A 13332-nucleotide genomic window follows, 5' to 3' on the forward strand; every position below is an offset into this window, starting at 1 on the left:
GCAAACCGCCACAGAGGGCACAAATTTGAAAGAATCTGCCATGATCTCCGAGCTGGATCTAGAAATCGTCAACGCCCTCCAGATCAATCCGCGCGCCGAGTGGTCCCGCGTGGCGGACGTCCTGGAACTGTCCGGCCCCACCGTGGCCCGGCGCTGGAGCGCACTGGCCGGGCAGGGCCTGGCCTGGATCACGCCGTCCCCGGGTCCGCGCTACCTCAGCGCCGGCTGGTCCGCGTTCATCAACCTCTCCTCCACACCCGAGCGGCACGGGGCGTTGATCGAGCGGCTGTGCGCCGAGCCGGCCTTCGGCACGGTCTCCCTGGTGTCCGGCCCGCACGACTTGTTCGTGGACTGCTTCGCCTCCAGCCACGAGGAGCTGATGGCGATCGTCACCGGCGCCTTCGCGGACCTGCCCGGCGTCACCCGGCGCGAGGTGGTGTTCGTGACCCAGCTGTACCGGCAGGCCTCGGAATGGCGCAGCGGCACGCTCGAGCCGGCGCGCGCCCGGCTCATGGCCAAGGGGTCCATGGCTCCCCCGCCCGCGTATTCCCCGGACAAGCTGGACGCCGCCCTCTTGGAAGCCCTGGCCCGCGACGGCCGGGCGGGCTGGGCCGATCTCGGCACCGCGTGCGGGGTCTCCGCCCAGACGGCGCGCCGGCGCGTGGAGCGCTTCCTCGCCTCCGGCTACATCACCATGCGCTGCGACACCGCGGCCGTGGTGCAGCAGAACCTGCGCGAAGTGAGCCTGGCCCTCAACGTTCCGGCCACCCACGTGGACGAGGTGGGCCGCTACTTCGCCGCCCTGGCCAGCTGCCGGCTCAGCGCCCAGGTTCTGGGCGCCCAGAACCTGGTGGTCACCTTCTGGGTGCGCGATTACCTGGAGATCCAGGCGCACGAACGCGAGCTCGCGTCCCGTGCACCGGGCAGCACGGTGATCTCCCGGCAGGCGGTGGTGCGCACCTACAAACGGCTTGGGCATGTCCTGGACGAGAGCGGCCGCAGCACCGGCGTGGTGCCGCTGCCGCTCTGGCGGGAAGCGCAGTAGTCGGCCCATTCCGGAGTTCCAGACAGAAGCGCAGGTAATGCGGCCCGCGCCACAGGGCTTTCGTCGTTTAGTGGGAACAGCCGGCGGCAACGACGCCACCGGCACCAGCAGAACGAGACCCAGGATCCCCATGCCTCCCGCAGCGCCCCTCCGCCAGCCCCGTGCCGCAGCCGCCCCGCAAAGCGGACCGCACCTTTCAGACCCCCTGCCCGACGCCGGTACCCGCCTTCCCGGCAACGTCACCGGAGCCGGAACCCCAGCTGCCGGGACTCCCGGCAGCGAGGTGCCCAGCAGCGCCTGGCGGCTGCGCGTGGATGCGTGGGAATACGTGGGCTACGCCGTTAAGCAGGCGGCCGCCGTCGGGCATGGGTCCGGGCAGGTTTCCGGGAACGGGCGGCTGCCCGCCGAAGCGGCACGGCTGCTGCCCATGCTGGAAGCCGTGGAAATGTACTGGGCCACTCCAGGGCAGCCTTATGTGACGGAGCTGCGGCGCAGCCTGGACGACGGCGACTACGCCACCGCGCTGGCACTGATCGAGCCGGTGACCCGTCGGCTGTCCCGGCACGGGCAGGCGGCTCCCGACACAGCGGCGGACCCGGAACGTGAAACCGAGCAGCCCGACAGCCCGGCGGATACCCGCCGGCGCTTCGAGGTGCTGGTGATCGACGACATGTCCGAGGCCGAGCGCGAAGCCATGCGCGCCGAGCTGCTGGCCCAGCGGCGCCCGGCGGACGAGTTCGTCTACGAGCCGGTGTTCGTGCCCAGTTTCGAGGATGCCCTGGTGGCGGTGCTCCTCAACCCGGACATCCAGGCCTGCGTGCTGCGCCCCGGCTTCGTGGCCCGCAGCCGGCAGCGGCTCAGCCGGGACCTGCGCGGTTTCCTGGAAGGCTTCACCGGCGGCGGGGTGCCCGCCCGGCCCATGGACCGGATCCTGGTGCTCGCGGAAAAGCTCGGGGAACTCCGCCCTGAGCTGGACCTTTACCTGGTGGCCGGGGTGTCCATCGAGGAACTGGCCGGTTCCCTGACCCGGCGCTTCCGGCGGCTGTTCCGCCGCCAGGACAGCCTGGAACTGCATCTGTCCCTGCTGGGCGGCGCGGCCGCGCGTTACGAGGCGCCGTTCTTCCACGCCGTGCAGCAGTACAGCCGCAAGCCGGCCGGCGTCTTCCATGCGCTGCCCGTTTCGCGGGGCGGCTCGGTGGTCAATTCCAAGTGGATCGACGACCTGGGCGAGTTCTACGGGCTGAACCTGCTGCTCGCTGAAACCTCGGCGACCTCAGGCGGCCTCGACTCCCTGCTCGATCCGCACGGCTCGCTGAAGAAGGCACAGGCACTGGCGGCCCGGGCCTACGGCGCGCAGAAATCGCTCTTCGTCACCAACGGCACGTCCACGGCCAACAAGATCGTGCACCAGTCGATCGTGGCGCCCGGGGACGTGGTGCTGGTGGACCGGAACTGCCACAAGTCCCACCACTACGCCCTCATGCTGGCGGGTGCGCAGGTGGCCTACCTGGATGCCTATCCGCTGGACGAGTTCTCCTTCTATGGCGCTGTGCCCTTGGAGAGCATCAAGCGCATGCTCCTGGACTACCGGAAGGCCGGGCGGCTGCACGAGGTCAAGATGCTGGCCCTGACCAACTGCACCTTCGACGGGATCGTCTACGACGTGGAACGCGTTATGGAGGAGTGCCTGGCCATCAAGCCGGACCTGGTGTTCCTGTGGGACGAGGCCTGGTTCGCGTTCGCCGGTTTCCACCACATCTACCGGCGCCGCACGGCCATGGCGGCGGCGCAAAAGCTCGAGAAGCAGTTCCGCGATCCGGCGTACGCGCGCCGGTACGCCGAGCAGCAGCGGCGGCTGACCGGCACAGGTGGCGGCAGCGCCGCCGTCGGGCTGGACGGGGTGGGTGACGAGCAACTGCTGCAGACCCGGCTCATCCCGGACCCGGCGCAGGCGCGGCTGCGGGTCTACGCCACCCAGTCCACGCACAAGACCCTCACCTCGCTGCGGCAGGGCTCGATGATCCACATCCATGACCAGGACTTCGGGCAGCTCAACGCGGAGAGCTTCCACGAGGCGTACATGACGCACACCTCCACCTCGCCGAACTACCAGATCCTGGCGTCGCTGGACATGGGGCGTCGGCAGGTGGAATTCGAAGGCTACGAGCTGGTGCAGCGGCAGGCGGACCTGGCCGTGAGCATCGCCCAGGCCGTGGCGCGGCATCCGCTGCTGAAGAAGTACTTCCGGATCCTGGGCACCCGCGACCTCATCCCGGCGAAATACCGCGAAACGCAACGGCAGATGCCACTGCGCGACGGCCTGGCGGCGATGGCCGAGTCCTGGCAGCGGGACGAATTCGTGGTGGACCCGAGCCGGCTGACCCTGCACATCGGGCTCACCGGGGTGGACGGGGACACCTTCAAGCACGAGTACCTGATGGACAAGTACGGCATCCAGGTCAACAAGACCTCGCGGAACAGCGTGCTGTTCATGACCAACATCGGCACCTCGCGCAGCTCGGTGGCGTACCTCGTGGAGGTGCTGGTGAAGCTCGCCGAATCCTTCGAGGACGAGCAGGCGGCCATGAGCGGCCTGGGCCGGCGGGCGCATGAAGCCCGGGTGGCGGCGCTGACCGGTTCCCCGCCGCCGCTGCCGGACTTCAGCCGTTTCGCCGATCGCTTCCGGGTGGATGCCCTGACGCCGGACGGGAACATGCGGGACGCCTACTTCGAGACGTACAAGCCGGGGGCCACGGAATACCTCGACGCCGGCGAGCTCGCCCGCCGGGTGGCGGCGGGCGAGGAGCTGGTGTCCGCGGCGTTCGTCACCCCGTACCCGCCCGGCTTCCCGGTGCTGGTGCCGGGCCAGGTGATCACGGCCGAAACCTTGGCGTTCATGTCGGCCCTGGACACCCGGGAAATCCACGGCTTCAACGCGGAGCTGGGCTTCCGGGTGCTGACGGGGTCCTGACGGGAAGTGTAGGGAGCTACTCCCCCAGGGTCCGCAGCGTGGCTGCGGCGAACTCCCTGGCCGATGCGTTCCAGCGGCCCAGCAGGCCTTGGAGGTTCTCGCCGTCGGCCCGGTGCGCGGCGGTCTCGGCTTCCAGGGTGGCCAGGATGCCGCTGCGCAGTTCAGTGTTGAAGTTGACCTTGCCGACCCCCAGGGTGCGAGCCTTCAGCAGCTCGCCGGCGGGGATGCCGGAGGCGCCGTGGAGCACCAGCGGCACTGTGGCTTCCGAGGAGGTCGTTTCAGCGGAGATCCGCTCCAGGACGTCCCAGCGGACCTTCGGGGCGCCCTTGTACTTGCCGTGCACGTTGCCGATAGCCACGGCCAGCAGCTGCGCGCCGGAGCGCTCCGCAAAGTCGCGCACCTGGGTGGGGTCGGTGAGGCCGGCGGCCTGGACGTCGACGCCGAAGGCTTTGTCCTCGTCGCCGGCCAGCCCGCCAAGTTCCGCTTCGAGCACGACGGCGGTGCCGCCGTCGGCGTTCAGCACGGCCCGTACGCCGCGCACCAGGGCGATGTTCTCCTCGAAGCCGAGCGCGGAACCGTCCGCGAGGACGCAGTCCGCGCCGGAGCGCACGGATTCGCGAATCACCGCGAGGTCCGAGGCGTGGTCCAGCTGGACGCACACTGGAACCGCGGCGCCGTCGGCCAGGCTGCGGAGGGCCGTGATGAGCCGCTGCCCGGCGCGCGCGGCCGCGGTCTTGGGCGCCACGTTGAGGATCACCGGCAAGCCGGTTTCCTCTGCGGCCTCCACGACGGCGGTGGCGGTGGTGAAGTCGTAGCAGGTGAAGGCCGGAACGGCCGCCCCACGCTGCAGGGCGGCCGTTACCAGTTCGTCGAGTTTGGCTCGCATCAGTGGGCCAAGCCGCCGACCAGGATCCAGGCCACGTAGGTCAGCACGAAGCCGGCCAGGCCCAGGATGGTGGTGAGGACGGTCCAGGTGCGCAGGCCGTCGGACACAGTGAGGCCGTAGTAGCGGACCACGGTCCAGAAGCCGGCGTCGGTCACGTGGGAGAGGCCGAGGGAACCGAATCCGATGGCGATCACGATCACGGCGATCTGCGCCGGGGAGTATCCGCCTTCCATCACTGCGGAGGTGAGCAGGCCGGTGGTGGTCACAATGGCGACGGTGGCCGAACCCTGGGCGGCGCGCAGCGCCAGGGAGATGATGAAGCCGAGCACGATCACCGGCAGGCCGAGGCTGTCCAGGGTGTGGGACAGGGCGGCGCCGATGCCGGAGGTGCGCAGGACCTCGCCGAACACGCCGCCGGCGGCCACAACCATCAGGATCGAGGCGATGGGAGGCAGGGCGCCTTCGAAGATTTCACCGGTTTCCTTCAGGGACCAGTGGCGGCGGACGGCCAGCAGGAAGAAGGAGAGGGCCACGGCAACCAGGAGAGCGAAGAACGGGTTGCCGATGAACGCGGCCACGCCGTACCAGTAGTTGTCCTTGGCGATGGTCAGCGTGCCGAGGGTGCCGAGGAGGATCTGGACGATCGGGGCGGCGATCAGGAACATGATCAGGCCGGGACGGGGCGGAGCGATGGCGCGGGCGCCGGGGCCCTCGTGGCCGACGTGGACGAGGGACTCCGAGCCGAACTCGTCCACCTGGGCCTTGACGCCGGGCAGCAGCTCGTAGTCCTTGCGGTTCATGATGCTGGCAACCCAGTAGGACAGGAATCCAAGCGGCACACAGATGATCAGGGAGATGAGGGTGATGAGTCCGATGTCGGCGCCGAAGACGCCGGCGCCTGCAACGATGCCCGGGTGCGGCGGAACGGCCACGTGGATGGCGAGCATGATGCCGGCCATGGGCAGGCCGAACTTGATCGGGTGCACGTTCGCGATCTTGGCGAAGGCGTAGACGATCGGGACCAGGACGATGACGCCGACTTCGAAGAACACGGGAATCGCCACCAGGAAGCCCACCGCGGTCAGGGCGACCGCGACGCGCTTGGCGCCGAGCTTTTCGGTGAAGTGGGTGGCCAGCGACTGCACGCCGCCGGAGACCTCGATCATGCGGCCGAGGACGGCGCCGAGGGCAATCAGCAGCGCCACCTTGCCCATGGTGCCGCCGACGCCGGTGGACACCACGGTGAAGATGTCCTTGAGGGGGATCTGCGCCGCAACTCCCACCAGGATGCTGACGGCCAGCAGGGCCACGAAGGCCTGGATCTTGAAGCGGATGATCAGCACCAGCAGCAGGGCGATGCCGGCCGCGGCGATGGTCAGCAGAAGGGGTGTACCCAGCTCCACTGCGGGCTTGATGGCCGGCGCGTCGGCAGCGCTGACCGCCAACGAGTTGACGAGGGGATTCATTGGGGGTGTCTCCTTTGACATACCAGTCTAGAAGACCGGCGGGAGGGGGCGGCGACGGCGGAGGGGGACCGCCGTCGCCGCGGTTCTTGGTGGGGATGTACTGCTTGGGGACGAATTACTTGGAGCGCTTGGCGGGCGCGACGACCTTGATGACGGCGGAGTCGTCCGCGGCGGCGAGGCCCTGGGCCTGGCCGAGCAGGTAGAGCTGTTCGGCGGCGGCGGCGACCGGTGCGGCGAGGCCTGCGGCGCGGGTGGCCTTGCCCACGATGCCCATGTCCTTGACGAAGATGTCCAGGCGGGACAGCACCTCGGCGCCGTCTTCCGTGTAGGCCTCGAGGATGCGCGGGCCGCGGTTGGAGAGCATGAACGAACCGGCGGCACCGGCTTCGAGGGCGGCAAGGGTCTTCTCCTGGTCCAGGCCGAGGGCGTCGGCGAGGGCCAGGGCTTCGGCGGCGGCGGCGATGTGCACGCCGCACAGCAGCTGGTTGACAGTCTTCAGGGCCTGGCCGTCGCCGGGCTTGTCGCCCACGATGCTCAGGGTGGAGGCCAGCAGTTCCAAGGCCGGGCGGGCCTTTTCGAGGGCGGCCGGGGCGGCGCCGACCACGATCAGCAGATCGCCTTCGCCGGCGCGCTTGGGTCCGCCGGACAGTGGGGCGTCAACGAGTTCGACGCCGTACGCGGCGAGCTTTTCGACGGTCGCCGGAATCGCTTCGGTGCCCACGGTGCTGCCGAGGATGACGACGGCGCCCGGCTTGAGCACCGAGGCCACGCCGTTCTCGCCGAAGAGGACATCGTTGAGCTGTTCGCCGTTGCGCACGGCCAGCAGCAGGGCGTCTGCGTCCTGGGAGGCTTCGCGGGCGGAGGCGAAGGTCTTGATGCCGGCCGCTGCCGCGAGGTCCAGGCGGGGCTCGGCGATGTCGAAGCCGTGGACGGTGAGCTGGGAGGCCATGCGGGTGGCCATGGGCAGGCCCATGGCGCCAAGGCCAAGGACTGTGACGGTGTAGTTGCTGGTCATGGTGTTCTCCGTTGAATGTGGTGCGTCTAGAACTTGGTGCTGAGTTTGCGGGTGACCTGGGCGAGGGAGTCGTCGTTGCCCACGTTTCCGGCGAAGACGATGTACGGGATGCCCTTGGCGGGGCCGTCCACCGGTTCCCAGAGGGAGACGATGCCCGGGAGCATGGGGCCTCGGACGATCGCGTGGCGGATTTCCAGGCCGTGCGCCGCCACGTCCGAGGAGGTGATGCCGCCCTTGGCGATGACGAAGCGCGGCGGGAAGGTCTTCAGGGTGCGGTTTACCACGGCGACGACGGCGGCGGAGACGGTGCGGGCGATCTGCAGGCTCGCGGCGGCGTCGTCGCTCTTGATGAGCAGGCGGCTGGTGTGGACGATCACGTCGCCTTCGTGCAGGGCCTCGACGACGTCGGCCACGACGGCGCCGATGTAGGCGTCGCCTTCCGCGTCGTCCGCGAGGAGCTTCTCGACGTCGATCTCGATGATGCGGGCGGAGCTGTGCTCCGCGGTGAGGACGTTGAGCTGGCGGGTCGTGAGTCCTACGTGCGAGCCGACCACGATCAGGCCGCCGGCGGTGGAGGGGGTGTTGCCCTCGAAGGCTTCCTCGCCGCTGAGGGCGGCGCGGATTTCCTGGCCGACGCGGCCGCGGACGAACGGCGGGCCCACGCGGTAGAGCAGCTTCTTGCCACGGCGCTCGGCTTCCTCCAGGCCCAGGGCGAGCAGGCGGAAGTCGTTTTCGGTGACGATGTCGGCCACGATCGGGGTGGAGTCGGTGGCGGATTCAATCGCGTCAGCGATGGCCTTGGCAGAGATCGCGGGGTCGGCTGCGGCGGCACCGGCGCGGATGATGTTCAGGTCCAGCACGATCACGTCGCTGGCAGCGAAGCGGCCCTGGGACTTCTCCTCCACATACTTGGCCATCTCGGAGTTGGCGAAGCCGAAGGTGGCGTCCTTGGCGAATTCGGTCTCGGCCACCGGGGTAAGGGCGCCGGAGTCGCCGCGCATGTAGTGCACGCCGCCGATGGTGACACGGCCGGCGTCGGGGAAGGCCGGAACGATTACCACGCCGTCGGTGGCGTCGCCGGTTTCCGCCGCGACGGTGGCGGCGATGACGTCCGTTTCCAGGGGGTAGTGGCCGCGCAGGGTGGAGTCGGAGCGGCTGACGAAGCCCACGCGGACGCCGGCAGCCGGGGCTGCGGCGAGGGCGTTGCGGACGATTTCCTCGTTGCGGGCTGCGGCCTCGGCGGGGTCGAGGCTGCGGGTGTTGGTGAGGACGTAGACGGCGGGTTCCAGGCCGTTCCCGACCACGTGGGTGAACGCCCAGCCGAAGTCTTCGACGTCCCAGCGGGTCAGCACGGGCAGCTTGGCCACGGACTGGGTTCCGGTGGGGTCATCGTCCAGCACCACGAGAATGCGCGGCGACGGGGCGGCGGACGCGGCGACGGCGTCGGCCACGAGCTGGGCAGGAACCTGGACTTCGGCCGGGAAGGCGGCCAGGACGTCGGCTTCAAGGGCCACGGGGCACTCCATTGTGTGGAAAGGCTGTTCGGTTCGAAGAATGTAAGATGTCAGACATCTTGCATTTGCAATAGTGTGACACGGCCCGCCGCCCCACGCAAGTGACGCGCGTCGCCCTGCCATCACTAAGCTGGCGGAATGGCTGACACCTTGATCTGGACCGGTTCCTACACGGTGGATTCCGGCGGCAACGGCAAAGGAATCGGCGCCCTGCTGGCCCGGCCGGATGGCTCGCTGGAGCCGCTGGGTCTCGCGGTCGCCTGCGATTCCCCCTCATTCCTGGCCGTGCATCCGGCGCTTCCCGTTGTCTATGCGGTCCACGAACACGCCCAGACGGTCGGCGTCTACCGGCGGAGCGGATCCGGCGTCACCCTCGAGCCGCTCGGCGAGGCATGGACCGCCGGCGCGGCCGCCTGCCACGTCGCCGTCGATCCGCGGGGCCGCTTCCTGGTGGTGGCATGCTGGGGCGACGGCCAGGTGCTGCTGTATGAGCTGGATGCCGACGGCGCCATCGCCTCGCGCCGGGAGGTGGAACCTTCGCGGGACCCGTACGACGCCGGCCGGCCCAGCCGGGCGCACGCCACCCTCTTCCTGCAGGATGGCCGGATCATGACCACGGACCTTGGGCACGACCTGCTGCGGGTGTGGGATTACGTGCCGGGCAAGGGCTTAGAGGCCGCCGGGGAGTTGGCGTTGCCGAAGGATTCCGGGCCGCGGCACCTGGCGCAGCACAAGGACGGAACGGTCTTCGTCGTGACGGAGTATTCCATCGAGGTCGCGGCAGTGCGGGCCGGCACGGACGGCCGCTTCGAGCTCGTTTCCATTGGCCCGGCGGGCGCCTCGGAAGTATCCGACGGCGACGCTGCGGCGGAGATTGCCCTGTCGCCTGACGGGCGCCACGCCTACGTGGGGGTGCGCGGCTCCAGCCGGATCTGCACCCTGCGGATTACTGGTGGGCCGGCCGGCGACGACGGCACCGGGCTTGAGCCCGTGGCCGACACCCCGAGCAGCGGCGACTGGCCGCGCCACCACCTGGTCCATGAGGGCTGGCTGCACCTGGCGCACGAGCGCTCCAACGACGTCGTGACCTTCAGCCTGGATCCGGAGAGCGGGCTGCCCGCCGGGCCCGCCGCGCGGCTGGAAACCGGATCACCCACGGCACTTGTTGTCGGGGGCAGCGCCTAGATTCTGCCCACGGAGCCGGCCGAGTCTTCGCCGGCCCGCCTCCTTCGCCTCAATCACGGCCTTGGCTCGACATTCTGCTGGATCACCAGGCGCCCGACGCTGAGGAACCGTGAAATTCCGGCGCTTTCCGGCTGGCCCATCGGGGTGATCCAGCAGAATGTGCGCAAACGACCCCGCAGCCGGCGCTTCGGCATTCTGCTGGATCACCCGGCACCAGGCCCCCGAGGAACCGTGAAATTCCGGCACTTTCCGGCCCGCTCACGGGGGTGAGCCAGCAGAATGCAGCAGACTGGAAGCGTTTCCAGAATTTCCACCAAATTAGGTAAGCAAAGCTCGGAACTAGCCACCAAATCATGGATTAATAGTCCGCAAGCGCTTACAGTTGTGACTTGCCACACAGCATCCTCGTCTCGTGAAAGGCTCAATCACTTGTCATTCCCCAGAACCTCCAAGCGCACAGCCGCGCTCCGGGGCGGCCACCGTCGGCCGCTCGGCCGGGCAGCCGCCGTCGTCCTGGCCGCCGCATTGGCCTGTTCCGCAACCGCTGCTCCGGCGGCCGCCGCCGACACCGCCCGGAAGCCCTCCCCCGACGCCGGGCACTCCCTCCGCGACGGCGGCATCAGTAGGCAAAACTTCTACTTCGTGATGGCCGACCGCTTCAACAACGGCAGCACCGCCAACGACACCGGCGGCCTCGGCACCGACCCCCTGGTGTCCGGTTTCGACCCCACCCGCAAGGGCTATTACAACGGCGGCGACCTCAAGGGCCTGCAGGACCGCCTGGACTACATCAAGGGCCTGGGCACCAACGCCCTCTGGCTCACCCCGAGCTTCAAGAACAAGGCCGTCCAGGGTGGCGGGCAGCTGGACAACAGCTCGGCCGGCTACCACGGCTACTGGGTCACCGATTTCACCCAGATCGACCCGCACCTCGGCACGAACGCCGAACTGAAGTCGCTGATCGACGCCGCCCACTCGCGCGGCATGAAGGTCTACTTCGACATCATCGCCAACCACACCGCGGACGTCATCCAGTACCGGGAGACAGCCTCCGCGCCGTACATCCCCAAGGCCACCGAACCCTACCGCTCCGCGAGCGGCGAGGCCTTCGACGACCACGACTATGCAGGCACCCAGACGTTCCCCGCCCTCGACGCCGCAACGTCCTTCCCGTACACGCCCTTCGTTCCCGACGCGGAGAAGGACGTCAAGGTGCCGGCCTGGCTCAACGACCCCACGCTCTACCACAACCGCGGCAACACGAATTTCGCGGGCGAGGACTCCACCTACGGGGACTTCTTCGGCCTGGACGACCTCTTCACCGAGCACCCGCGGGTGGTCAACGGCATGGTGGACATCTACAACGGCTGGATCCGGGACTTCGGGATCGACGGGTTCCGGATCGACACCATGAAGCACGTCAACGACGAGTTCTGGCAGCAGTTCGGCCCGCAGGTCCTCAGCTACGCCAAGGCCCAGGGCAAGGATGAGTTCTTCATGTTCGGGGAAGTCTTCGACACCTCCAAGACCATCACCTCGAGGTACACCACCCGGAACCGCATGCAGGCCGTGCTGGACTTCGGCTTCCAGGGTGCGGCCCGCAGCTTCGCATCGCAAAGCAGCAACGCCGCCGGCCTGCAGGACTTCTACGCCGGGGACGACTGGTACACCGACGCCGACACCAACGTCTACCAGTTGCCCACGTTCCTGGGGAACCACGACATGGGCCGGATCGGCACGTTCATCGCCCAGGACAACGCCGGGGCCACCAACTCCGAGTTGGTGAAGCGGGACAGTCTTGCCCACGAGCTGATGTATTTCTCGCGCGGCAACCCGGTGATCTACTACGGCGACGAACAGGGCTTCACGGGGGCCGGCGGAGACCAGGATTCGCGCCAGCCGATGTTTGCCAGCCAGGTCAGCGAATACCTCGACGACGACCTGCTGGGGACCTCCGCCACGCATGCCACCGCCAACTTCAACACCGCGCACCCGCTGTACCGCAAGATCACGGAACTCGCCGCACTCACCAAGGACCACCCGGCCCTGCGCGACGGCGCCCAGCAGCACCGCTATGCGGCGGACGGCGCCGGCATCTACGCCTTCTCCCGCACCGGCGCCACCGAACAGCGCGAATACCTGGTGGCGCTGAACAACAGCGAAACCACGCAGACGGCGGCCGTGCCCACCTACCGGGCCAACGCCGGTTTCAAACGGATCTACGGCGACGCGGCGAAGGAACTCACCTCCGCCGCGGACTCCACCCTGACCGTCACCGTGCCGCCGCTCTCGGCCGTCGTCTACCGCGCAACGGATAAGCTCCCGGCCTCCCAGGCGGCACCCGCCGTCACCCTCGGCAAGCCAACCACCGCCGCGGCGGACAGCAGCCGCCTGAAGGTGAGTGCCGCCGTCGGGAGCACGTCGTTCAACGAGGTCAGCTTCGAGGCCCGGGTGCCCGGCGGCGACTGGCAGCGCATCGGCGTCGACGACAACGCCCCGTACCAGGTCTTCCACGATGTTTCCGGGCTGGCGGCGGGCACCAGTGTGGAATACCGTGCCGTCGTGCTGGACAACGCCGGCCACACCGCCGCGAGCGAGGTCCGCAGCGGCACCGTCGGCGAACCCACCCAGCCTGATTCGGTCACGGTCGCGGGCAGTCTCAACAGCGAACTGGGCTGCTCCGCGGACTGGCAGCCCGGCTGCGCCCAAGCCGGCATGAGCTACGACCCCACGCACCGGCTGTGGCTGCTGCGGGTGCCGGAACTGCCGGCCGGGCGCTACGAGTTCAAAGCCGCGCTCAATGGCAGCTGGGAGGAAAACTACGGTGCCGGCGGAGAGGCGAATGGGCCCAACATCGCCCTGGACCACCCGGGCGGCGCGGTCACGTTCATTTACGACCACAGCACCAACGTCATCCGTGCGGCCTACGCCGGCCAGCAGCCGGCGGCGGTGTCCGTCCCGGGCAGCCTGAATTCGGAGCTGGGTTGCGCCGGGGACTGGATGCCGGACTGCGCCCAGGCCCAGCTCGCCTATGATCCGGCCGACGGCGTGTGGCGGCTCGCCGTCGCGGACCTCCCGGCCGGCAGCTACGAGTTCAAGGCCGCCATCAACAATTCCTGGGCCGAGAACTACGGGCTGGGCGGCGCCGCCAACGGCAGCAACATCCTGCTCAACCACCCCGGGGGCCCGGTGACGTTCCGCTACGACCCGGCCAGCCACCTCATCACGGCAGGCTGAGCACCTCCTTCAC

The 13332-nt window shown here is 68.8% G+C and carries 8 protein-coding genes; 4 read left to right on the forward strand and 4 right to left on the reverse strand.

What is annotated here, in order from left to right:
- The first annotated feature begins 40 nt into the window (after window positions 1–40).
- Together BLP88_RS06985 and BLP88_RS06990 are read left to right on the forward strand one after the other, a co-directional pair.
- Window positions 41–1045 (forward strand): Lrp/AsnC family transcriptional regulator, encoded by a 1005-nt coding sequence (locus BLP88_RS06985; protein ID WP_074588001.1) that lies wholly within the window; start codon window positions 41–43, stop codon window positions 1043–1045.
- A 130-nt stretch (window positions 1046–1175) separates the two neighbouring features.
- Window positions 1176–4016: an aminotransferase class I/II-fold pyridoxal phosphate-dependent enzyme gene (locus BLP88_RS06990; protein WP_084110895.1), complete on the forward strand. Its 2841-nt coding sequence runs from the start codon at window positions 1176–1178 to the stop codon at window positions 4014–4016.
- 16 nt (window positions 4017–4032) lie between these two features.
- Here the strand turns inward: BLP88_RS06990 and BLP88_RS06995 are convergent, their stop codons facing one another.
- The 4 genes from BLP88_RS06995 to BLP88_RS07010 all read right to left on the reverse strand — a co-directional run bounded on the left by BLP88_RS06995 (window position 4033) and on the right by BLP88_RS07010 (window position 8897).
- A complete protein-coding gene (locus tag BLP88_RS06995; protein ID WP_074588002.1) occupies window positions 4033–4902 on the reverse strand; it encodes a class II fructose-bisphosphate aldolase in 870 nt (289 codons plus the stop codon).
- Window positions 4902–6368: a GntP family transporter gene (locus BLP88_RS07000; protein WP_074588004.1), complete on the reverse strand. Its 1467-nt coding sequence runs from the start codon at window positions 6366–6368 to the stop codon at window positions 4902–4904. The genes BLP88_RS06995 and BLP88_RS07000 overlap by 1 nt, the downstream gene beginning before the upstream one ends.
- A 115-nt stretch (window positions 6369–6483) precedes the next feature.
- Window positions 6484–7383, reverse strand: a complete 900-nt coding sequence (locus tag BLP88_RS07005) for an NAD(P)-dependent oxidoreductase (RefSeq protein WP_074588005.1) — start codon at window positions 7381–7383, stop codon at window positions 6484–6486.
- Between the two features lie 26 nt (window positions 7384–7409).
- Window positions 7410–8897: a four-carbon acid sugar kinase family protein gene (locus BLP88_RS07010; RefSeq protein ID WP_074588006.1), complete on the reverse strand. Its 1488-nt coding sequence runs from the start codon at window positions 8895–8897 to the stop codon at window positions 7410–7412.
- A 138-nt stretch (window positions 8898–9035) separates the two neighbouring features.
- Between BLP88_RS07010 and BLP88_RS07015 the strand changes: the two genes are divergently transcribed.
- A complete protein-coding gene (locus tag BLP88_RS07015; protein WP_175453509.1) occupies window positions 9036–10082 on the forward strand; it encodes a lactonase family protein in 1047 nt (348 codons plus the stop codon).
- Window positions 10083–10511: 429 nt separating this feature from the next.
- Entirely contained in the window at window positions 10512–13319 is a 2808-nt protein-coding gene (locus BLP88_RS07020; protein ID WP_139163318.1) for an alpha-amylase family glycosyl hydrolase, read from the forward strand.
- Window positions 13320–13332 lie beyond the last annotated feature (13 nt).

The organism is Arthrobacter cupressi, from assembly GCF_900099975.1.
Taxonomy (GTDB): domain Bacteria; phylum Actinomycetota; class Actinomycetes; order Actinomycetales; family Micrococcaceae; genus Arthrobacter; species Arthrobacter cupressi.